Origin of the sequence: Jiangella gansuensis DSM 44835 (assembly GCF_000515395.1) — a bacterium.
GTDB classification, from domain to species: Bacteria; Actinomycetota; Actinomycetes; order Jiangellales; family Jiangellaceae; genus Jiangella; species Jiangella gansuensis.
The window spans coordinates 2321391-2343164 of sequence record NZ_KI911782.1 but is presented as its reverse complement, the minus strand read 5'-3'; the positions used below and the strand labels follow the sequence as shown (position 1 = coordinate 2343164).

The following is a 21774-nucleotide window of genomic DNA, read 5'->3' as shown; positions in this document are numbered from 1 at the left end:
TGGTGGTTCGCCGTTAGCCCGAACCGCTGCGACCAGCGCGTCCCGTGGCGCCAACCCCGATCAGGCCGCCAGTGTCAGCGCTCCCTACCATGAACGGGTGACCATGACAGCCCCACCGTCGCCGGCCCCCACCCCGAGCCGGGCCGGCCGCCTGGTGCGACGGCTGCCGCTCCCGTCCGAGGCGACCCTGCGGCGGCTGGCCGTCGCGTCGTTGGTCACCCAGACCGGCATCATCGTCACCGGGGGCGCCGTACGCCTCACCGATTCCGGCCTGGGCTGCCCGGACTGGCCGCACTGCACCGCCGGTTCCCTCACGTCCACGCCCGAGATGGGCATGCACGGGGCCATCGAGTTCGGCAACCGGCTGCTCACGTTCGTGCTCGGCGCGGTGGCGCTGGCGATGCTGGTTGCCGTCATCCGGACGTTCGGCTCCGATCGGCCGCGGCGGGACCTCCTGGTCCCCGCGGCGTTCCTGCTCGGCTTCATCCCGGCGCAGGCGGTCATCGGCGGCATCACCGTGTGGAGCGACCTGAACCCGTGGGTCGTCATGTTCCACTTCCTGGTCTCGACGGTGCTGGTCGGCGTCGCGACGATCCTGGTCCGGCGAGCGCAACGGCCGCGCGGCGCCGTGCCGCAGCGGGTGGGCCAGCCGTGGCTGGAGCGCCTCGGGCTGTTGGTCCTCGCCGCCACCGCCGTCTCGGTCTACCTCGGCGCGGTGGTGACCGGCAGCGGCCCGCACGCCGGTGACCCGGACGCCAAGCGCACCGGTCTCGACGTCGCCGTCGTGACCCAGATCCACGCCGACGCGGTGCTGGTGCTGGTCGGCCTGTCGGTCGGGCTCTACTTCGCCGCTCGCATCGCCGGATCGCCCGGCCGGTCCGCCCGCGCCGCCGTGGTCCTGCTCGTGGTCGAGGCGGCGCAAGGGGTCATCGGGTTCGTGCAGTACCGGCTGGAACTGCCGGAGCTGCTGGTCGGCCTGCACATGCTCGGCGCCGGGCTCATGGTGATGGCCGCGGTCGACGCCTGGCAGGCCACCCGGTGGCTGCCCGCGGCCGAGCATCCCGCGGCAATGGAGCACCCGGCCGAGGCGCCAGGCGAGCCCGCGCCCGCGGGGCAGCGGATCCCCTGACCCATCGGCCGGGCTCAGCACGGACTCAGGCCAGCATCTCCTCGAGCTCGTCGAGGATCAGGTTGGCGCCGAGGACGCCGATGCCCAGCATCCAGGTGTCGTCCTCGACCTCGTACAACGCACCGGACGAGACCGCCGGCAGGCCCGACCACAGCTGCTCCACCGCGCCCCTCGTCGTGGTGTCCGGCGCGCCGTAGGTGGTGTGGATGATGACGTCGGCATCCGCGTGTTCGAACTGCTCGGGGCTCAGCTCCATCATCGAGAACTGGTTCCATTCGTGGTCGCCGAGGTCGAAGCCGACCTCGGTCAGGACCGAGCCGGAGAACGTGTCGGGCCCGTACAGGCGGAAGTTCTCCGGGAGGAACCGGACCATGGAGAGCGTCGTGCCTTCGGCATCCACGGCCGAGCCGATGTCGGCCGCCCGCTCCGAGAACTCCTCCAGCAGCGCCCGCGCCTCGTCCGCCTTGTTCAGCGCGGCGCCGACCACCTCCACCTGCTCCTTCCAGGTGGTGCCGGAGTTCTCCGAGAACACGGTGGGCGCGATCTGGCTCAGGTCGTCGTACATGGCCTCGTGCCGCACCTTCGCGCCGATGATCAGGTCGGGCGCGAGCTCGGCCACTGCCTCCACGCTCGGTTCGATCGTGATCCCGACCACCTCGACGCCGTCCAGGTCGCTTCCGAGGTAGTCCGGGAATCCGACCCCGGCCTCCGCCTCAGTCGCGCCGACCGGGGTCACCCCCAGCGCCACGGCTGCATCCAGGTGGGGCGAGTCGAGCACGACCACGCGCTCGGGGTCCTCGGCCAGCTCCGTGGTGCCCATCGCGTGGTCGACGACGTACCCCGACCCACTGCTGCCTTCCGTAGAGCCGCTCGTGGAACCGGCCGTCGTCTCGTCTCCGCAGGCGGTGAGGGCCAGCGCTGCCGCGGTCGGGAGGACGATGGCCGACATCGTGCGACGCCAATTGGTTATGAGGATCATGCCAAAGAGGATATCGGTGACGCCGCCCGGCAACTCAGGCGAGCCTAACCTACAAGCGAACCGGCCCCGCCGGCGCCTCTCAGCCGACGTTTGCGGCTACGACGGCCGGGTACGCACCGGACGCAACCCCACCGATTTGGGAAGGTGTGTGCGATATGAGCATCGGACTCGGGGTCTTCTTGATGGCGGTAGGCCTGGTCCTGGCGCTCGGTGTCCGCGACCGGCTCTCCGACTTCGACCTCAGCGTGATCGGCTGGGTCCTCACCGGCGTCGGTGCCCTGGCGATCGTTCTGTCCATGGCGGTCGCCTCGATGCGAGGCCGCCGCGGCCCGGCCCGCACCACCGAGTACGTGGAGCGGCGCGACGACGTCGACCCCCTCTAATGATCGGGCGGGTCGTCGGCACTGACGACCCGGCCTGCTTCCAACCTCCGGACGGCCGCGGCGGACGAGAGTTCGCCGCGGTCGTCCGGGTTCAGCAGATAGTGCCGCAGCCCGTGGTACACGAGCGCCGGATCCGCGACCAGCCGGTCACAGGCGATGACGAGCCGCTCGGCGCGATCCACGGACGGTGCCACGGCGATCACGATCAGGTTCTGGATGGCGGCCGACCTGCCGACGGGCACGGCGGCCAACGCGGCGGTGACGTCGTCGACCTCCGTCCACGGCACGGCGGTCCGGCCGTGCCCGGTGTCGACGAGCACCCGGTTCGCCGTGAGGTCGACGGCGTTGCCCTCACGGCTGGCGGTCAGTGCGGCGATGCCGCCCACCAGCAACAACGCGCCGGGGACTCCGACCACGACGGCACCCACCAGAAACCGCGCTTCCCCGCGGCTGGCCACGATCACGACCATCGCGACGGCCGCGGCCAGCAACGCCACCCCGCCGGCGGCCAGCGCCATCCCGGTCAGCACCGAGCTGGGGCGCACGGCGAAGCGCACGCCCGGCTCCACGGTCCCGTCGACGTCCACCGCGCTCTGCTCGACCACCCACGCTCGCCGTCGCGGCCGGGCAGCCACCCCGACGGCGCCGAGAACGAGGGCGCCCAGGCCGACGAGGACGGCCCGGCCCGGCTGACCCTGGCCGATCGCCACGGCCGTGGCTGCCGACACGGGTACCAGGAGGACGCCGCAGAGCACGCTGACCCGCCAGCCACCCCACGACGGGCGCCTCCACGCCGGCGGCCACGGGAGCGCGGTCACGCCCCGGACATGATCGACCACGCCCCGATGCTCTCACGCCCGGGAACCACAGGCGACGCGCCCATCGAACCCCGTTGATCTTGGACCAGTTCGGCAAACCGTGCCCGAATTGCCCGATCGATACCCGAACAACTCCAAGATCAACGGGGAAGGACGCGGCCTGAACGTCAGCCGAGCACGAGCACGTCGGCCATGACGCCGACGAACACCACGGTCAGGTAGGTGATGGACCCGTGGAAGAGCCGCATCGCGGTGAGCCCGGCGTGGTCGGCCGTCCGGCGGGCGCGGCGATGGAGCCGGTGTGCCTCGATCAGGAACCAGGCGCCGGTGAGGACGGCTGCCAGCCCGAAGATCCAGCCCAGGTCCGCGACCGGCCACAACACCAGCGTGGTGGCGACCATGGCCCACGAGTAGAGCAGGATCTGCAGCGCGACGGTGCGCGGCGTGGCCACCACCGGGAGCATCGGGATGCCGGCGCGCGCGTAGTCCTCGCGGTAGCGCATGGCCAGCGGCCAGTAGTGCGGCGGCGTCCAGAAGAACACGACGAGAAAGAGCAGCACCGGCGGCCAGTCCAACGTCCCGGTCACGGCAGCCCAGCCGATAAGTGTCGGCACGCAGCCGGCCACCCCGCCCCAGACGATGTTCTGTGAGGTCCGCCGCTTGAGCAGCATGGTGTAGACGAGGACGTAGAACAGGTTCGCCGCGATGGTCAGCGCGGCCGCCAGCGGGTTGACCCAGGCCAGCATGATCGCCACGGACGCGGCCAGCAGCACCGACGCGAACGCGAACGCCGGGTACGGCGCGACGATGGAGCGGGCCACCGGGCGGCGGCGGGTGCGGTGCATCACGGCGTCGATGTCGCGCTCGAGCACCTGGTTGAAGGCGTGGGCGCTACCGCCGGCGAGGGTCCCGGCCACCAGGGTGGCCACCACGAGGCCGAGCGACGGGAGCCCCCGCTCGGCCAGCACCATGGCCGGCAGGGTGGTGATGAGCAGCAGCTCGACGACCCGCAGCTTCATCAGCGAGACGTAGGAGGCCACTACGCCGCGGGCTCGTGCCAGCCGCGACGGCGTCGGCACGCGGCGCGTCTCGACGGGGCTCGGCTCGACGGACGTCAACGTTCACCTTCGTGTGGTCGAAGAGACAGGCGCGACGGAAACATCCGCCATGCATGGCCTGTTGAGTCTAACGGTGGGCTCAATGGACCGATCGGCCGGGCAAGCCTCACGGGCACGTCGATACGCTCGACCGTGCGGGGACCGTCCGCCGACGGAATCCGTAGTGCGAGCCCGACCGGATCCGTACCGCTTGAGAGGAACGCCACGCCGGTGAACACGACACCCGAAAACCACACTTCGTTCGAGTGGACCGACCTTGACGACCGGGCGGTCGACACCGGGCGGTTGCTCGCCATGGATGCGGTCGAGAAGACCGGGAACGGGCATCCCGGGACCGCGATGAGCCTGTCCCCCGTCGCCTACACCCTGTACCAGCGGGTGCTGCGGCACGACCCGTCCGACCAGCTGTGGCTGGGCCGCGACCGGTTCGTGCTGTCGGCCGGGCACACCAGCCTGACCCAGTACATCCAGCTCTACCTGTCCGGCTACGACGTGTCGCTCGACGACCTCAAGGCGTTCCGCACGTGGGGCTCGGCCACGCCGGGTCATCCGGAGTACCGGCACACCGACGGCGTCGAGGTCACCACCGGCCCGCTCGGTTCCGGCTTCGGGACGGCGGTCGGCATGGCGTTCGCGGCGCGCCGGATCCGTGGCCTGCTCGACCCGGACGCCGCGCCCGGCGAGAGCGTGTTCGACCACCACGTCTTCGTCATCGCCTCCGACGGCGACCTCGAGGAGGGCGTGTCCAGCGAGGCCAGTTCGCTGGCCGGCACGCAGGAGCTGGGCAACCTCGTCGTCATCTGGGACGACAACAAGATCTCCATCGAGGACGACACCAACATCGCCTTCACCGAGGACACGGTGGCCCGGTACGAGGCGTACGGCTGGCACACCCAGGTGGTGGACTTCACGGCCGGCGGTGACTACAAGGAAGATCCGCAGGCGATCTACGAGGCGCTGCAGAACGCGAAGGCCGTCACCGACCGGCCGTCGTTCATCGCGGTGCGCACCATCATCGGCTGGCCGGCACCGAACAAGCAGAACACCGGTGGCATCCACGGCTCGGCGCTGGGTGCCGAGGAGGTCGCGGCCACGAAGCGGGTCATGGGTGCGGACCCGGAGAAGACCTTCGACGTCGCCGACGACGTGCTCGCCCACACCCGCGCCGTCGCCGAGCGTGGCCGCGAGCTGCGCGCGGAGTGGGACCAGCGCTTCGCCGCCTGGCGCGAGGCGCAGCCCGAGCGGGCCGCGCTGCTGGACCGGTTGCAGAAGCGGGCCCTGCCCGACGGCTGGACCGACGCGCTGCCGGTCTTCGAGCCGAGCGAGAAGGGCGTGGCCACCCGGGCCGCGTCGGGCAAGGTCATCAACGCGATCGCGCCGGTGCTGCCGGAGCTGTGGGGCGGCTCCGCCGACCTGGCCGGCTCCAACAACACCACCATCGAGGGCGAGCCGAGCTTCCTGCCCGAGAAGCGCTCCAGTAAGAAGTTCGAGGGTCACCCGTACGGCCGGACGCTGCACTTCGGGGTGCGTGAGTTCGCCGCCGGCCTCATCAACAACGGCATCGCGCTGGCCGGGCTGACCCGCCCCTACGCGGCCACGTTCCTGGTGTTCAGCGACTACCAGCGGGCCGCGGTCCGGCTGGCGGCGCTGCAGAAGTTGCCGGCGACGTTCGTGTGGACGCACGACTCCATCGGCCTGGGTGAGGACGGCCCGACCCACCAGCCGGTGGAGCACCTGTCGGCGCTGCGGGCCATTCCGGGCTTCGACGTCGTCCGGCCGGCCGACGCCAACGAGACCGCCGTGGCGTGGCGCACCATCCTGGAGCGGGCGCACCCGGCGGGCTTGGCCCTGACCAGGCAGAACGTGCCGACGTTCGATCGCGACACCTACGCTTCGGCCGAGGGCACCGCGCGCGGCGCCTACGTCTTCGCCGAGGCCGACGGCGGCGCCCCGCAGGTCATTCTCATGGCCAGCGGCTCGGAGCTGCAGCTGGCCGTCGAGGCCCGCGAGCAGCTGCAGGCCGACGGCATCCCGACGCGCGTCGTCTCGTTCCCGTCGCACGAGTGGTTCGAGGAGCAGGACGCCGAGTACCGCGAGTCTGTCCTGCCCGCGGCGGTCAGGGCCCGCGTCTCGGTCGAGGCCGGCATCGCGATGAGCTGGCACCGCTACCTCGGCGACGCCGGCCGCGCGGTCAGCCTCGAGCACTTCGGCGCGTCGGCGGACTACCAGACCCTGTATCGCGAGTTCGGCATCACGGCCGACGCCGTGGTGGCCGCGGCCCGCGACTCCATCTCGCACGTCTGAGGGAGATCACCATGAGTGCAACCGACCCGCTCGCCCAGCTCAGCGCGGAGGGCGTCGCCGTCTGGCTCGACGACCTCTCGCGCGACCGCCTCACCACCGGCAACCTGCAGACGTTGATCGACGAGAAGCACGTCGTCGGCGTCACCACCAACCCGTCGATCTTCCAGGCCGCCATCTCCAAGAGCAGCCTGTACGACGACGACCTGCGCCGGCACGCCGGTCAGGGGTCGGACGCCGACACCGCGGTGCGCGACCTCACCACCGACGACGTCCGCGCCGCCGCTGACCTGTTCGCGCCGATCGCCCGGCCCGCCACCACCGGCGACGGCCGGGTGTCCATCGAGGTCGACCCGCGCCTGGCGCACGACACCGACGGCACCATCGCCCAGGCCCGCGACCTGTGGGACGAGGTGGGCCGGCCGAACGTGTTCGTCAAGATCCCGGCCACGAAGGCGGGGCTGCCGGCCATCACGGCCACGATTGCCGCAGGCATCAGCGTCAACGTCACGCTGATCTTCTCGATCGACCGCTACCGTGAGGTCATGGACGCCTACCAGGCCGGTCTCGAACAGCGCCTGGCCGCCGGCGAGTCCCTCGAAGGCATCGCCTCGGTCGCGTCCTTCTTCGTCAGCCGTGTCGATTCCGAGATCGACAAGCGCCTGGAGGCCATCGGCTCCGACGAGGCGCTGGAGCTGCGCGGCAAGTCCGCGGTCGCCAACGCCCGTCTCGCCTACGCCGCGTACGAGGAGGTCGTCGGGGCCGAGCGCTGGCAGCGACTGGAGGCCGCCGGTGCCCAGCGGCAGCGTCCGCTGTGGGCGTCCACGTCGACGAAGAACCCCGACTACGACGACACCATGTACGTCGCCCAGCTGGTCGCCCCCGACACCGTCAACACCATGCCGGAGGCCACCATCGACGCGGTCGCCGACCACGGCGTCATCACCGGCGACACCGTCCGGCCGAACTACGACGACGCGCGTTCGACCCTGACCGCGGTCAGCGCCGCCGGCGTCGACCTCGACGACGTCAGTGCCGTCCTGGAGCGTGAGGGCGTGGAGAAGTTCGCGACCAGCTGGAACGACCTGCTCGAGTCCGTCAACGCCAAGCTGGAGGCAGCGAAGTGACCGAGCTGACCGTCACCCGGCAGGGGCTCGACGACGGGGACGTCGTGAATGCGCTGGTCGGCGACAAGGTCGCATCGCGCATCGCCGCGGGCGACGCCACGCTGTGGGGTCCGGAGGCCGAGTCGGAGGCCTCGATCCGGCTGGGGTGGACGCAGCTGCACGAGACGTCGCGGCCGCTGCTGGCCGAGATCGAGGCACTCGCGGCCCAGCTGCGCGACGAGGGCCTGGACCGCATCGTGCTGGCCGGCATGGGCGGTTCGTCGCTGGCGCCGGAGGTCATCACCCGCACCGCCGGCGTCGAGCTCACCGTCCTCGACACCACCGACCCGGGCGCGGTGCGGCGGGCGCTGGCCGACCGGCTCGACCGCACCGTCATCGTCGTGTCGAGCAAGTCCGGCTCGACGGTCGAGACCGACAGCCAGCGGCGGGTCTTCGAGGCCGCATTCACGGCGGCCGGCATCGACGCGGCCAGCCGCATCGTCGTCGTCACCGATCCTGGCTCGGGGCTGGCGGAGCTGGCTGAGAAGAGCGGCTACCGCAAGGTGTTCCTCGCCGACCCGAGCGTGGGCGGGCGCTACTCCGCGCTGACGGCGTTCGGCCTGGTGCCGAGTGGCTTGGCGGGCGCGGACATCGCCGCCCTTCTCGACGAAGCCGGCGCTGCCGCCGCCGTCCTGGAGACCGACTCCCCCGACAACCCGGCGCTGCTGCTCGGCGCGGCCCTTGCCGGCGGGCGCAGAGGAGACAACGAGGCCGGGGCTGTCCATGACAAAGTCGCCATCGCCGACGCCGGCTCCGGCATCGCCGGGTTCGCCGACTGGGCCGAGCAGCTGATCGCGGAGTCCACCGGCAAGCAGGGCACCGGCGTGCTGCCCATCGCTGCCGCCGCCGGCGACCCGGAGATCACGGACCCGACCACGGACGTGCTGCCCGCGCTGGTGGGCGGCCAGCAGGTCGCCCACGGCGAGCCGTCCGTCACCGTCACCGGTCCGCTCGGTGCGCAGTTCCTGCTCTGGGAGTACGCGACGGCGGTCGCCGGGCGGCTGCTCGGCATCAACCCGTTCGACCAGCCCGATGTCGAGAGCGCGAAGGTCGCGGCTCGCGGCCTGCTGGACGCGACCCCCGAACCGGAGCCGCCGGCGTTCGTCGACGGCGTGGTCGAGGTGCGTGGCTCGGCGGGGCTCCTGGACGGGGTGACGTCGCTCGACGCTGCCGTGGACGCGTTGCTGGGCCGGCTGGCGCCCAACGGCTACCTGGCCGTCATGGCGTACCTGGACCGTGAGGGCCCGGACGCGTCGCTCGCGGACGTGCGGGTGCCGCTGGAGCGACGCACCGAGCGGCCGACGACGTTCGGCTGGGGGCCGCGCTTCCTGCACTCGACCGGCCAGTACCACAAGGGCGGTCCGGCGCAGGGCGTGTACCTGCAGATCACCGGTGCCGCCGCGGAGGACCTGCCCATCCCCGACCGTCCGTTCACGTTCGGCCAGCTCATCGCCGCGCAGGCGGCCGGCGACGCGCAGGTGCTCGCCGATCACGACCGGCCGGTGCTGCGGCTGCACCTGACCGACCGGGCGGCCGGCGTCGAGATCCTGAAGGGCCTGCTGCGGTGAGCTCGACGAACCCGCTGCGCGACAAGCGCGACAAGCGGCTCCCCCGTATCGCCGGCCCGTCCGGCCTGGTCATCTTCGGCGTCACCGGTGACCTGGCCCGCAAGAAGCTGATGCCCGCGGTGTACGACCTCGCGAACCGCGGGCTGTTGCCGCCGGGGTTCTCGCTGGTCGGGTTCGCCCGGCGCGACTGGGCCGCGCAGGACTTCGGCAAGGAGGTCCACGACGCGGTCAAGGAGCACGCGCGCACCCCGTTCCGCGAGTCGACGTGGCGGCAGCTCGCGCAGGGTTTCCGGTTCGTGCCGGGCGACTTCTCCGACGACGACGCCTTCGACAAGCTCGCCGAGACCGTCCGCGACCTCGACCGGCAGCAAGGCACCGGCGGCAACTTCGCCTTCTACTTGTCGATCCCGCCGTCGTTCTTCGACGTCGTCTGCAAGCAGCTGGCCCGCTCCGGCCTGGCCGCGCCGGAGGACGAGGACCAGTGGCGCCGGGTGATCATCGAGAAGCCGTTCGGCCACGACCTCGCCAGCGCCCGGGAGCTCAACGCCACCGTCGAGAGCATCTTCCCGGCCGACTCGATCTTCCGCATCGACCACTACCTGGGCAAGGAGACCGTCCAGAACATCATGGCGTTGCGGTTCGCCAACCAGCTGTTCGAGCCGACCTGGAACGCCCACTACGTCGACCACGTGCAGATCACCATGTCCGAGGACATCGGGATCGGCGGCCGGGCCGGCTACTACGACGGCATCGGCGCGGCTCGCGACGTCATCCAGAACCACCTGCTGCAACTGCTGGCCCTGGTGGCGATGGAGGAGCCGGTCTCGTTCGACGCCGCTGACTTGCGCGCGGAGAAGGAGAAGGTGTTGTCGGCCGTGCGGCTGCCGCACGACCTGGACGCGTACACCGCCCGAGGGCAGTACGCCGCCGGCTGGGCCGGCGGCGTGCAGGTCAAGGGGTTCCTCGACGAGGACGGCATCCCGCCGACGTCGACGACGGAGACGTATGCCGCGGTCCGCCTCGACATCGACACCCGCCGCTGGGCCGGCGTCCCGTTCTACCTGCGCACCGGCAAACGGCTCGGGCGCCGGGTCACCGAGGTGGCCATCGTCTTCAAGCGGGCGCCGCACCTGCCGTTCGAGTCGACCGCCACCGAGGAGCTGGGCGAGAACGCCCTGGTCATCCGCGTCCAGCCGGACGAAGGGGTGACCATCCGGTTCGGTTCGAAGGTGCCCGGGACGGCGATGGAGGTCCGCGACGTCACCATGGACTTCGGCTACGGCTACTCCTTCACCGAGGAGAGCCCCGAGGCCTACGAACGGCTCATCCTCGACGTGCTGCTCGGCGACCCGCCGCTGTTCCCGCGGCACGAGGAGGTCGAGCTGTCGTGGAAGATCCTCGACCCGATCGAGGAGCACTGGGCCGCGAACGGCAAGCCCGAACAGTACGTGCCGGGTGGCTGGGGACCGCCGTCGGCCGATGCCATGCTCGCCCGCGACGGCCGCACCTGGCGCCGGCCGTGACCTGCCGGACACTGGAGCTGACATGATCATCGACATTCCGTCGACGACGGCGGCCGACGTCGCCAAGCGCCTGGTCGAACTGCGCGAGAAGCACGGCGCGGTGGCACTGGGCCGCGTGCTGACGCTTGTCCTCGTCGCCGACGAGAGCGACGCCGAGGACGCCATCGAGTCGGCCAACAGGGCCAGCCACGAGCACCCGTGCCGCATCATCGCGGTCATCCGCGGCACGTCGCGCGGGTCGGCCCGGCTGGACGCCCAGATCCGGGTCGGCGGCGATGCCGGCGCCAGCGAGGTCGTCGTGCTGCGCACGTTCGGACCGCTGACCGGGCATCAGGAGTCGGTCGTGGTGCCGTTGCTGCTACCGGACAACCCGGTGGTGGTGTGGTGGCCGGACGAGGCTCCCGCGGTGCCCGCCGACGATCCCATCGGCGTCCTCGCGCAGCGACGCATCACCGACGTCGCCGCCTGCAAGCGGCCCATCGCCGCGTTGCACGACCGCGTCGAAGGTTACCGCCCCGGCGACACCGACCTCACCTGGACCCGGCTGACGCTGTGGCGGGCGCTGCTGGCCGCGGCCATGGACCAGCCTCCGCAGGAGGCGGTGACCGCGGCGCGTGTCGTCGGCGGCCCGGACAACGCCAGCGCCGACCTGCTCGCCGGCTGGCTGGCGCTGTGCCTGGACGTCCCGGTCACCCGCACGAAGGCCTCCGGCGTGGACGGGCTGCTCAGCGTGCGGCTGGACCGGGAGTCCGGCCCGATCGCCATCGAGCGGCCCGACGACGAGAACGCCGTCCTGTCCGTCCCCGGCCGGGCCGAGCGCCGCGTCTCGCTCCCCCGCCGGTCCGCGGCCGAGTGCCTGGCCGAGGAGCTGCGGCGGCTGGATCCGGACGAGATCTACGGTGAAGTCCTCAGCGAAGGGCTGAAACGGCAGCACGAGATCGGCAAGACGACCAGGACGAAGGCGAAGGCACGCCGATGACCGCGCCCACTGTCGTCGTCCACCGCGACGCCGAGCTGCTGGTGCAGGCCGTCGCGGCCCGGTTGATCACCAAGCTGGTGGACGCCCAGGCCGCGCACGGCGACGCGTCGGTCGTGCTGACCGGGGGCACCGCCGGCATCGCGACGCTGCGAGCGGTCGCGGAGTCGCCGGCGTGCGGCGCCGTCGACTGGCCGGCGCTGTCGGTCTTGTGGGGCGACGAGCGGTTCCTTCCACCCGGCGACCCCGACCGCAACGAGACCCAGGCGCGGTCGGCGTTGCTGGACCACGTGCCGGTCGACCCCGCCCGGGTGTTCCCGATGCCGGCCGCGGTGGGCGGCCTGACGCCCGAGGACGCGGCCGCCCAGTACGCCGAGACGCTCGCGGCCGAGACGGCGAAGCGGGCGCACTCCGGCGCGCCGGTGTTCGACGTACTCCTGCTGGGCGTGGGGCCGGACGGCCACGTGGCGTCGTTGTTCCCCGAGCACCCGGCGCTGCACGACGACCGCCCGGTGGTCGGGGTCCGCGGCGCACCCAAGCCGCCGCCCAACCGGGTCAGCCTGAGCATGCCGGTCATCCGCTCCGCCGACGAGGTGTGGCTGGTCGTGGCCGGTGCCGAGAAGGCGCCCGCGGTCCGGATGGCGCTCGAGGGGTCCGGACCGGTGCAGCTGCCGGCGGCGGGCGTCCGAGCCGAGCGCGCGACACGCTGGCTCCTGGACCGGGCGGCCGCGTCCGAGCTGCCGGCCGACCTGGCCCGCGTCGCCTCCCCCTGACCGCCTATGCTCGGTAGATGGGGCGGGTGAAGGCGAAGAAGACGTGCTGCCGCGACCTGCCGCGGTGCAAGGCGTGCCCGGTCGTGCTCAAGCGGCTCGCCGCCGCCGGTTACGCCGAACGTGAGAGCAAGCGCCGCTACGACGTCCCCGCCAAGCCACCGAAGAAGGCCCTCGCGGCCGCCCGCGCCGCGTAGCCGCTCAGCCGGTGACCGAGTGCAGGTACGCCGCTGCCTCGGTGTGGCCGAAGAACTCCGCCCAGCCCGCCGGCGGCAGGTGGTAGCGGTCGTCGACGGCGGACGTGTCCGCTCCGCGCTCCACCAGCAACCGGATGACGTCCAGGGTTCCGGCCGCGGCCGCGTAGTGCAACGCCCCCGGGTTGCCGGCGTTCACCTCCGCCCCGTTCCGGGCGAGGGCCCGCACGACGTCCCAGTGCCGCAGCCCGGCCGCCTCTGCGATCAGGGTGGGCCGCACCGCCGCCGCCCGCGGCGCCAGCCGCTCGACCGCCTCGCCGTCGCCGCGCAGCGCCGCAGCCACCAGCGGGTCCTCCCGGTCGCGGTAGGCTCGGTACAGGTCCCGCAGCAGGCAGATCTCCGCGCCGTGCGCCATCACCTCGCGGCTGACGTGCAGCACGAGCGCTGCCATCGAGTCCTCGGCGTACGGGCCGCCCTTCGGCCCCAGCGGCCGGCGCATCGCGGCGTCGTCCAGTGCAGCGACGCCGTCGTGCCACAGCCCGTACGCCTGGTCCAGGAAGGCCAGCGCGTCCGCGGCGGTCCGAGGCGGCGGTTCCGGCCAGTACCGCTCGTCGTACATGACGACGTCGTCGGGCACCGTCTGGCCGCCGGGTACCGAGTCCGGTGCGAAGAACGCCCGCGCGCGCTTCCCCAGCACGTCCCGGCCGACATGCACCACCCGCCAGGCGATCGTGGTGACCGGCGCGATGGGCGGTTCCACGGGCAGGGAGTCCAGGTCCCACCGGCCGTCGCCTGCCGGCCGCAGGCTCCACGAACCGTCGACCGGCTTCCACAGGTATTCGTCGTCGGTCAGGCCGGCCAACCGGGGCCGGAGATGAACGACCCAGTAGAAGTCCAACTGGCCGGTGAGTTCGCTGCTCCACGTCATGCCGGCGACCCTAGGGCCGAAATAGGACACCGTCTGTCATATTTGGGTGGTGCGTGCCGAACGGCTGGTCCAGATCGTGCTGCTGCTGCAGTCGCGCGGGCGGCTGACGGCGGGTGAGCTGGCCCGGCACCTGGAGGTGTCACCCCGCACCATCCAGCGCGACCTCGACGCGTTGAGCGGCGCGGGCTTCCCCGTCTACGCCGACCGCGGCCGGGCCGGCGGATGGTCCCTGGCCGCGGACTACCGGACCCGGCTCACCGGGCTCAACCCGGCCGAGACGGCCGCGCTGTTCGTCGCCTCCACGGCGCATGTCCTTGCCGACCTCGGCCTGGACGCCGCGGCCGGCACCGCGACGGCGAAACTGCTCGCCACCGTCCCGGCGCACGCCCGCCGCGACGCCGACGTCGCCCGTGAGCGGGTGCTGGTCGACCACGCCGACTGGCAACACGGCCGGGACGCCTCGCCGTGGCTGCCGGTCATCCAGCAGGCGGTGTGGGGCGAGCACCGGATGCGGCTGCGCTACGGCAGCGCGCCGGACCCCGTCGTCGTCGAACCGCTCGGCCTGGTGGCGAAGAAGCAGTCCTGGTACCTGGTGGCGCGGCTGAGCGAGGGCGACCACGCCGGCGAGTACCGCACCTACCGGACCGTCCGCATCGAGCACGCCGCGGACACCGGCGACACCTTCACCCGCCCCGACGGCTTCGACCTGGCCGAGCACTGGGAACGCACCAATCAGCGCTACTTCGCCGGGCTGCGCCGCTACCCGGTGCGGCTGCGAGTGCGGGGGCGGGCCGGGCCACGGCTGCGCTGGGCGCCGAACGCCGTCGTCGACGAGGCGGCCGAACGACCGGACGGATGGTGGGACGTGGCCATGACGTTCGAGTCGGCCTACGAAACGAGGGTGTACCTGCTCGGGCTGGCCGGCGACGTCGTCGTGCTCGAGCCGGCCGAGCTACGCGCCGACATGCTGCGGGCAGCCCGCGACTTCCTGGACCACCACTCAGGCTGACGACGGCGCCCGGCTCAGAGGCTGCGTCGCTTGCGCAGCGCCTGCAGGGCCTCCTCGAGGATGGCGGCGCCGTCCTCGTCGCTGCGGCGCTCCTTCACGTAGGCGAGGTGCGTCTTGTACGGCTCGATGCGCGGCGCGGACGGCGGGTGCTCGCGGTCCTGGCTGGCCGGCAGACCACAGCGGATGCAGTCCCACGACTCGGGGATGACCGCCTCCGCGGCGAAGCTGGGCGAGCTCTCGTGCCCGTGCTCGCAGTAGTACGTGACCTGGCGCCGCGGCGCGGCGTCGCCCCGCTCGGCCTCCCCCATGGGACCGGCGCCTACCCGGCTCCCACGGATCGCATTGCCTCCGACCACGGTGCGTCCTCCCTTGAAGGAACCAGGTACCTGGCTAGCTGGCGTTGAGCAACCCGAGCGCGACGATGGCGGCCGCCCAGATCAGCCCGAGCGCCACGGTGAGCCGGTCGAGGTTGCGCTCGGCCACCGACGATCCACCCAGCGAGGACGAGACACCGCCGCCGAACATGTCCGACAGGCCGCCACCTTTGCCCTTGTGCATCAGCACCATCAGGATCAGCAGGGCGCTGGTGATGACGAGCAGAATCGAGAATGCCAGTTCCACGGTGGTCAGCCTTGTCCTTCCGGATCGGCGTGCTCGGCCGGTGCGCCAGCAGCCGCTCCAAGACTACGCGTTCGAGCCTGTCGTGCGAATCGTACCCCGCCCCGGCGCGGACGCCGGGGCGGGTGATCATCTCACGGGTTGCGGTGGTACCGGGAGATCAACGCGAAGTCCTGGGCGTCCAGGCTCGCGCCACCGACCAGGGCGCCGTCGACGTCGGGCTTCTCCATGATCGGCTTGACGTTCGATGACTTCACCGAGCCGCCGTAGAGCACCCGGACGGCCTTCGCGACGTCGGCGTCGTACAGCTTGCCGAGCCGCTCACGGATGGCCGCGGCCATCTCCTGCGCGTCGTCGGGCGTGGCGACCTCACCGGTGCCGATGGCCCACACCGGCTCGTACGCGACGACGACCGTGGCCGCCTGCTGCGCGCTCAGCCCCTCGAGGCCGCCGTCCAGCTGCGCCAGGGTGTGCTCGACGTGCCGGCCTTCCTGCCGGACCTCCAGCGGCTCACCCACGCACAGGATGGGCGTCAGCTCGTGCTTGAGAGCCGCCTTCACCTTGGCGTTGACCAGCGCGTCGTCCTCGTGGTGGTACTGCCGCCGCTCGGAGTGCCCGACGACGGCGAACGTGCAGCCCAGCTTCGCCAGCTGCGCGCCGCTGATCTCGCCGGTGTAGGCACCGGAGTCGTGCTGCGAGATGTCCTGCGCGCCGTAGACGATGTCGAGCTTGTCGCCCTCGATGAGCGTCTGCACCGAGCGAATGTCGGTGAACGGCGGCAGCACGGCCACCTCGACCTTCTCGAGGTCCTCCGCGGTCAGCGAGAAGGCGAGCTTCTGCACCAGCGCGATGGCCTCGAGGTGGTTGAGGTTCATCTTCCAGTTGCCCGCCATCAGCGGCCGGCGTGCGGTGGTTGCCATGCGTCAGTCCTCCAGCACGGTGAGGCCGGGTAGTTCCTTGCCCTCCAGCAGCTCCAGCGACGCGCCACCGCCGGTCGAGATGTGCGTGAACGCGCCCTCGTCCAGCCCGAGCCGGCGCACCGCGGCCGCGGAGTCGCCGCCGCCGACGACGCTGGTGCCGTCGACCAGGGATACGGCCACCGCGACCTCACGCGTGCCGCCGGCGAACGGTGCCAGTTCGAACACGCCCATCGGGCCGTTCCAGACCACCGTCTTGGCGTCGGCCAGCTTGCCGCGGAACAGCTCGACCGTGGCCGGGCCGATGTCCAGGCCCTTCTGGTCCGCCGGGATGGCCGACGCGGCCACCACCGAGGTCTGGGCGTCCTCGCTGATGTCGGCCGCGACGACGACGTCGACCGGCAGCACCAGCTCGACGCCGCGTTCCCGGGCGCGGTCCAGGTAGCCCTTGACCGTCTCGATCTGGTCGGACTCCAGCAGCGAGCCGCCGACCTCGTAGCCCTCAGCGGCGAGGAACGTGAACGCCATGCCGCCACCGATGAGCAGGCGGTCGACCTTGTCCAGCAGGTTGTCGATGACGCCCAGTTTGTCGGACACCTTCGAACCGCCGAGCACGACGACGTACGGGCGCCGCGGGTCGTCCAGCACCTTCGAGAACGCCTGGACCTCGGCCAGCACCAGCCGGCCCGCGGCGTGCGGCAGTAGCTGGGCCACGTCGTACACGCTGGCCTGCTTGCGATGCACCACACCGAAGCCGTCGGAGACGAACACGTCCGCCAACTCCGCCAGCTCGGCCGCGAACGCCCCGCGTTCGGCTTCGTCCTTGCTGGTCTCCCGCGCGTCGAAACGCAGGTTCTCCAGCAGCGCGACGTCGCCGTCGTTCAGCGCCGCGACGGTCTTGCGGGCGCTCTCGCCGACGGTGTCGGCGGCGAACGCGACCTCGGCGCCGAGCAGCTCGGACAGCCGCGTCGCCACCGGAGCCAGCGAGTACGTCGCGTCCGGGGTGCCCTTCGGCCGGCCCAGGTGGGCGACGACGACGACCCGCGCGCCGGCGTCGCGCAGTGCCTGGATGGTGGGCACCGACGCGCGGACACGGCCGTCGTCCACGATCACGGACTTGCCAGCCTTGTTGTCCAAAGGCACGTTGAGGTCTGAGCGCAGGAGGACCCGCTTGCCGCGCAGGTCCTCCAGCTCGTCGATTCCCCTCATCGTGCTCAGAGCGATGCGCCGACGTAGCGAACCAGGTCGACCAGACGGTTGGAGTAGCCCCACTCGTTGTCGTACCAGCCCACGACCTTGACCTGGTCACCCTGGACGCGGGTCAGGCCGGCGTCGTAGATGCACGAGGCGGGGTCGGTGACGATGTCGGAGGAGACGATCTCGTCCTCGGTGTAGCGCAGGTAGCCGGCCAGCGGGCCTTCGGCGGCGGCCTTGTAGGCGGCGTTCACCTCGTCGACGGTGACCTCGCGCGACAGCGTGACGGTCAGGTCGGTGGCCGAGCCGGTGGGCACCGGGACCCGCAGCGCGAAGCCGTCGAGCTTGCCCTTCAGCTCCGGCAGCACCAGGCCGATGGCCTTGGCCGCACCCGTGCTGGTGGGCACGATGTTGAGGGCGGCGGCACGCGCGCGGCGCAGGTCCTTGTGCGGGCCGTCCTGCAGGTTCTGGTCGGCCGTGTAGGCGTGCACCGTGGTCATCAGGCCACGCTCGATGCCGAACGCGTCGTTGATGACCTTCGCCAGCGGGGCCAGGCAGTTGGTGGTGCAGGACGCGTTGGAGATGACCGAGTGCGCCGCCGGGTCGTAGGTGTCCTCGTTGACGCCCAGGACCAGCGTGACGTCCTCGTTCTTCGCCGGGGCAGAGATGATGACCTTCTGCGCGCCGCCCTCGATGTGCGCCTTCGCCTTGGTGGCGTCGGTGAAGAAGCCGGTGGACTCGAGCACGACGTCGGCGCCGAGGTCCTTCCAGGGCAGCTGCGCGGGGTCGCGCTCGCTGAGCACCTTGATGGTCTGGCCACCGGCGGAGATGGTGTCGCCCTCGAAGCTCACGTCGGCCAGGGTGCCGAGGATCGAGTCGTACTTGAACAGGTGGGCGAGCGTCTTGGTGTCGGTGAGGTCGTTGGCGCCGACGATCTGGATGTCGTCACGGCCCTGCGCGATCACCGCGCGGGCGAAGTTGCGCCCGATCCGGCCGAAGCCGTTGATGCCAACACGAACGGTCATCGGAGTTTGCTCCTTCACGGTTCAGGGTGTGTTGCTCTCGGGGGCGGCCGAGGCACCTGGGCACCGGGGCCGCATCGCGGCCCAAGGCCGCCGATCGGTCGTCCCACCCCGTCGTGGTGACCCAACGGAAACACTAGGGCATCACTGCCGGAAACTTCGCGCTGCCCGTCAGGACGATGTCCAGGAAGATGCTACGGGCGTCCTCGTACCCCGATCCGGCGGACCGATACCATCAGCCCCGTCCGCGACGGGGAGGAAAGCCGGATGACCATCTATCTGCTCGTGGGCTTCATCGGGCTCGGGCTCCTCTTCGTGTCGCTGATCGCCGGCGAGTTCCTCGACGGCATCCTCGACTTCGGCGGCGGCTGGTTCTCCGGCGCCGCCATCGCCGCGTTCGTGTCGGCGTTCGGTTTCTGCGCCGCGCTCGCGGAGTCCTCCGACCTGGGCACGCCGGCCACCCTCGCCCTCGGGATCGCCGCCGGTGCCCTCGTGGCCGGCCTGACCGGCTGGCTGACCCGGATGCTCAAGAACGGCGCGACCGACGAAACGCCGCGCACCACCGACGTCCTCGGCTACGACGGCGTCGTCGTCTCCAGCATCCCGGATTCCGGCTTCGGCGTGGTCAGCATCAGTGTCGGTGGCCATCTCACCCGGTTGAACGCTCGCGCCCTCGAACCGATCGAGAGCGGCTCGAGGGTCACCGTCGTCGGCGTCCTGTCTCCCACCGCCGTGTCCGTCGCCCGCTTGTAGTACCCGCCCGTTCACAGCACCGCCCGTTCACAGCACCACCCGCTCGGGCGCCCGTCGCACCTCGTCCTGTCGCACCTTGGGAGCCGCCGCTCATGAACCAGACGACCATCACCGTCATCGGGCTCGTCGCCCTGCTGATCCTGATCGCGCTGTTGATCACCAGCCGGTACAAGGTCGCCGGGCCCAACGAGGCCTACATCGTCACCGGCCGGCGCGGCAAAGCGGTGAAGAACCCGGAGACCGGGCTCATCTCCACCGACCTGTCCGGCCAGCGGGTCGTGATGGGTGGCGGCACCTTCGTCATCCCGTTCGTGCAGAAGCTGCACATCCTCGACCTGTCCAGCCGCCGGTTGTCGGTGCAGATCCGCGGCGCAGTGTCCGGCCAGGGCATCAAGCTCAACGTCGAGGGCGTCGCCATCGTGAAGGTCGGCGGCAACGAGGACCAGATCCGGGCCGCCGCCCAGCGCTTCCTCACCCAGCAGGACGAGGTCGAGACGTTCACCCAGGAGGTGCTGGCCGGCGCGCTGCGCTCGATCGTGGGTGGCCTGTCGGTCGAGCAGATCATCCGCGACCGGGCCGCGTTCGCGCAGCGAGTGGCCGACGAGTCGGAGAACTCCCTGACCGGGCAGGGCCTCGTGCTGGACACGTTCCAGATCCAGGACATCACCGACGACGGCTCGTACCTGTCCGACCTGGGGCGCCCGGAGGCCGCCCGGATCGGGCAGGAGGCGGCCATCGCCGAGGCCAACGCCCGGCAGGCGGCAGAGCAGGCACGCATCCTGGCCGAGGAGGAGATCGCGGTCTCCCAGCGTGCGCTCGCGCTGCGGCAGGCCGAGATCAAGGCCGAGACGGACGCCGCCAGCGCCCGTGCCGCCGCCTCCGGCCCGCTCGCGCAGGCCGACCGCGACCAGGCGATCCTCACCGAGCAGGAGAAGGTCGCCGTCCGGCAGGCGGCGCTGACCGAGCGGCAACTCGACACCGAGGTGCGCAAGCCGGCCGACGCCGAGCGGTACCGCGTCGAGCAGGAGGCCGAGGGCAAGCGCAGCGCCGACATCGCCGAGGCCGAAGCCCGCAAGGCCGCGGCCATCGCCGAAGCCCAGGGCCGCGCCGAGGAGGCCCGGCTGCTCGGTGAAGCCGAGAAGGCCCGCCGGGCCGCCCTGGCCGAGGCCGAGGCGATCGAGGGCGCCAAGCGCGGTGAGGCGGAGAAGGCCCGCCGACTGGCCGAGGCCGAAGCCGTCCGCGGCGAAGGTGAAGCCGAGGCGTCCGCGATCCTGGCCCGAGGCCACGCCGAGGCAGAGGCGATGGACAAGCGCGCCGAGGCGTTCGCCCACTACAACGACGCCGCCGTGCTCCAGATGCTCATCGAGGTGCTGCCGGCCGTCGCGCGCGAGGTGTCGGCGCCGATCAGCGCCATCGACAAGCTCACCGTCGTGTCGGCCGACGGGGTCGGCTCACTCCCCCGCCAGGTCACCGACAACGTCGTCCAGACCGTCGAGATGCTGAAGAACGCGACGGGCCTCGACCTCGACGAGCTGATCAAGGCCGCGGCCACCGGAGCCGTCGGCAAGCTCGGCGGCTCCCCCGCCGCGAACGGAGATGCTCCCTGACCGGTCACCCCAGCTCGGCGGCGACAGCATCCATGTACGTGGTGAACGTGTCGTAAGCGGTCGCTCGGTAGTCCTCCAGGTCGCTTCGGTCCGATCCCGGGACGAAGTACTGGAGCTTGTGCTCGACCCAGGCTTGCGGCAGCTCGGCGACGAGACGAACTCGTGCCGGTGTCCTTCGTCGACGCCATCGAGCTCACGGTGCGGTGTCGCGGGGATGTGTCACCTGATCGTCGATGTGTCGCCTGATCTGCAATGCGTCACCTGATCGGGCCGGTGACGACGATCAGGTGACGACAGCACCCGGGGACGGCGTGGCTCGGGCACCTGATCGTCTCCAGCATGTGGACACGAAACGATCAGGTGACCTCGGGACGCGGATGCGGCGCGAACGGTCACCTGATCATTCCGTCGCACCCGGCGCGGTGCCTGAAAGCCCGGGACGTTGAGGCCGGCACTCTGGTGGTGCTCGTCTTCGCACGGTCACGCCAAGGTGTTGCGCGTGGTCGTCCGCCCCAGCTGTGTGGCCAACGTGGGTGGCGCGCTCTGGTCGCGGAGCGCCACAGTCGATGGCGGGGCGGGGCGTTGGGGTCGTGTCCGATCAGATCGTCGACCTGGCGGCGATGGCGCCGGGTCCGGGGTTGGCGCTGGCCGGTGTCGAGGTGCAGAAGCTGTCGGCGTACGAGGCGGTGCTGGTGGCCCAGACGACACTGCCCGACACGCACGCGTCGTTGTCCGACGGGCGGATCGACGCGTACAAGGCTCGGTTGATCGCCGAGCGGACCAGATGCCTGAGGTTCGGCC

22 protein-coding genes are annotated in these 21774 nt (G+C 71.4%); 12 read left to right on the top strand and 10 right to left on the bottom strand.

What is annotated here, in order from left to right; all coding sequences use genetic code 11:
- Nucleotides 1-103 precede the first annotated feature (103 nt).
- On the top strand, nucleotides 104-1129 hold the full coding sequence (locus JIAGA_RS0111245) for a COX15/CtaA family protein (RefSeq protein WP_157553647.1): 1026 nt from the start codon (nucleotides 104-106) through the stop codon (nucleotides 1127-1129).
- Nucleotides 1130-1154: 25 nt separating this feature from the next.
- Here JIAGA_RS0111245 and JIAGA_RS0111240 read toward each other — a convergent pair whose 3' ends face one another.
- On the bottom strand, nucleotides 1155-2108 hold the full coding sequence (locus JIAGA_RS0111240; protein WP_051425973.1) for an ABC transporter substrate-binding protein: 954 nt from the start codon (nucleotides 2106-2108) through the stop codon (nucleotides 1155-1157).
- A gap of 155 nt (nucleotides 2109-2263) precedes the next feature.
- On the opposite strand from JIAGA_RS0111240, the gene JIAGA_RS0111235 reads away from it, so the two are divergent.
- A complete protein-coding gene (locus JIAGA_RS0111235; RefSeq protein WP_026875732.1) occupies nucleotides 2264-2491 on the top strand; it encodes a DUF6458 family protein in 228 nt (75 codons plus the stop codon).
- On the opposite strand, the gene JIAGA_RS0111230 is transcribed toward JIAGA_RS0111235, so the two are convergent.
- Nucleotides 2488-3309: a hypothetical protein gene (locus tag JIAGA_RS0111230; RefSeq protein ID WP_026875731.1), complete on the bottom strand. Its 822-nt coding sequence runs from the start codon at nucleotides 3307-3309 to the stop codon at nucleotides 2488-2490. The two genes, JIAGA_RS0111235 and JIAGA_RS0111230, sit on opposite strands and share 4 nt — an antisense overlap.
- Nucleotides 3310-3476: 167 nt before the next feature.
- On the bottom strand, nucleotides 3477-4427 hold the full coding sequence (locus JIAGA_RS0111225; RefSeq protein WP_026875730.1) for a heme o synthase: 951 nt from the start codon (nucleotides 4425-4427) through the stop codon (nucleotides 3477-3479).
- A gap of 210 nt (nucleotides 4428-4637) precedes the next feature.
- Here JIAGA_RS0111225 and tkt point away from each other — a divergent pair, with 210 nt between their 5' ends.
- Genes tkt through JIAGA_RS34955 form a run of 7 tightly spaced genes read left to right on the top strand, consistent with a single transcriptional unit; the run spans nucleotide 4638 to nucleotide 12928 of the window.
- A complete protein-coding gene (tkt, locus tag JIAGA_RS0111220) occupies nucleotides 4638-6731 on the top strand; it encodes a transketolase (protein WP_026875729.1) in 2094 nt (697 codons plus the stop codon).
- 11 nt (nucleotides 6732-6742) lie between these two features.
- A complete protein-coding gene (gene tal, locus JIAGA_RS0111215; RefSeq protein WP_026875728.1) occupies nucleotides 6743-7855 on the top strand; it encodes a transaldolase in 1113 nt (370 codons plus the stop codon).
- A complete protein-coding gene (locus JIAGA_RS0111210; protein ID WP_026875727.1) occupies nucleotides 7852-9462 on the top strand; it encodes a glucose-6-phosphate isomerase in 1611 nt (536 codons plus the stop codon). Before tal ends, JIAGA_RS0111210 begins: the two co-directional genes overlap by 4 nt.
- Nucleotides 9459-10985 carry a glucose-6-phosphate dehydrogenase gene (gene zwf, locus JIAGA_RS0111205; protein ID WP_026875726.1) on the top strand — a complete coding sequence of 509 codons (1527 nt, stop codon included), beginning with the start codon at nucleotides 9459-9461 and terminating at the stop codon, nucleotides 10983-10985. The genes JIAGA_RS0111210 and zwf overlap by 4 nt, the downstream gene beginning before the upstream one ends.
- A 22-nt stretch (nucleotides 10986-11007) precedes the next feature.
- Nucleotides 11008-11964: a glucose-6-phosphate dehydrogenase assembly protein OpcA gene (opcA, locus tag JIAGA_RS29120; RefSeq protein WP_051425972.1), complete on the top strand. Its 957-nt coding sequence runs from the start codon at nucleotides 11008-11010 to the stop codon at nucleotides 11962-11964.
- A complete protein-coding gene (pgl, locus tag JIAGA_RS0111195; RefSeq protein WP_026875725.1) occupies nucleotides 11961-12734 on the top strand; it encodes a 6-phosphogluconolactonase in 774 nt (257 codons plus the stop codon). The genes opcA and pgl overlap by 4 nt, the downstream gene beginning before the upstream one ends.
- Before the next feature lie 17 nt (nucleotides 12735-12751).
- Complete coding sequence (locus tag JIAGA_RS34955) at nucleotides 12752-12928, top strand: hypothetical protein (RefSeq protein WP_169738857.1); 177 nt, start codon at nucleotides 12752-12754, stop codon at nucleotides 12926-12928.
- Between the two features lie 4 nt (nucleotides 12929-12932).
- Here JIAGA_RS34955 and JIAGA_RS34505 read toward each other — a convergent pair whose 3' ends face one another.
- Complete coding sequence (locus JIAGA_RS34505) at nucleotides 12933-13853, bottom strand: ankyrin repeat domain-containing protein (RefSeq protein ID WP_157553009.1); 921 nt, start codon at nucleotides 13851-13853, stop codon at nucleotides 12933-12935.
- Between the two features lie 49 nt (nucleotides 13854-13902).
- On the opposite strand from JIAGA_RS34505, the gene JIAGA_RS0111180 reads away from it, so the two are divergent.
- Entirely contained in the window at nucleotides 13903-14862 is a 960-nt protein-coding gene (locus JIAGA_RS0111180; RefSeq protein WP_026875724.1) for a helix-turn-helix transcriptional regulator, read from the top strand.
- 14 nt (nucleotides 14863-14876) lie between these two features.
- On the opposite strand, the gene JIAGA_RS0111175 is transcribed toward JIAGA_RS0111180, so the two are convergent.
- From JIAGA_RS0111175 to gap, 5 genes are all read right to left on the bottom strand, one after another.
- Entirely contained in the window at nucleotides 14877-15218 is a 342-nt protein-coding gene (locus JIAGA_RS0111175; protein WP_026875723.1) for an RNA polymerase-binding protein RbpA, read from the bottom strand.
- A gap of 34 nt (nucleotides 15219-15252) precedes the next feature.
- Nucleotides 15253-15483 carry a preprotein translocase subunit SecG gene (secG, locus tag JIAGA_RS0111170; protein ID WP_026875722.1) on the bottom strand — a complete coding sequence of 77 codons (231 nt, stop codon included), beginning with the start codon at nucleotides 15481-15483 and terminating at the stop codon, nucleotides 15253-15255.
- 131 nt (nucleotides 15484-15614) lie between these two features.
- A complete protein-coding gene (tpiA, locus tag JIAGA_RS0111165; protein WP_026875721.1) occupies nucleotides 15615-16400 on the bottom strand; it encodes a triose-phosphate isomerase in 786 nt (261 codons plus the stop codon).
- 3 nt (nucleotides 16401-16403) lie between these two features.
- A complete protein-coding gene (locus JIAGA_RS0111160) occupies nucleotides 16404-17606 on the bottom strand; it encodes a phosphoglycerate kinase (protein WP_026875720.1) in 1203 nt (400 codons plus the stop codon).
- Between the two features lie 5 nt (nucleotides 17607-17611).
- Nucleotides 17612-18616: a type I glyceraldehyde-3-phosphate dehydrogenase gene (gap, locus tag JIAGA_RS0111155; protein WP_026875719.1), complete on the bottom strand. Its 1005-nt coding sequence runs from the start codon at nucleotides 18614-18616 to the stop codon at nucleotides 17612-17614.
- Nucleotides 18617-18880: 264 nt separating this feature from the next.
- Here gap and JIAGA_RS0111150 point away from each other — a divergent pair, with 264 nt between their 5' ends.
- Nucleotides 18881-19366 (top strand): NfeD family protein, encoded by a 486-nt coding sequence (locus tag JIAGA_RS0111150; protein ID WP_026875718.1) that lies wholly within the window; start codon nucleotides 18881-18883, stop codon nucleotides 19364-19366.
- Between the two features lie 92 nt (nucleotides 19367-19458).
- Nucleotides 19459-20973 (top strand): flotillin family protein, encoded by a 1515-nt coding sequence (locus JIAGA_RS29110; RefSeq protein ID WP_035812415.1) that lies wholly within the window; start codon nucleotides 19459-19461, stop codon nucleotides 20971-20973.
- A gap of 598 nt (nucleotides 20974-21571) precedes the next feature.
- Here the strand turns inward: JIAGA_RS29110 and JIAGA_RS35250 are convergent.
- Nucleotides 21572-21730 carry a hypothetical protein gene (locus JIAGA_RS35250; protein ID WP_157553006.1) on the bottom strand — a complete coding sequence of 53 codons (159 nt, stop codon included), beginning with the start codon at nucleotides 21728-21730 and terminating at the stop codon, nucleotides 21572-21574.
- Between the last annotated feature and the right edge of the window lie 44 nt (nucleotides 21731-21774).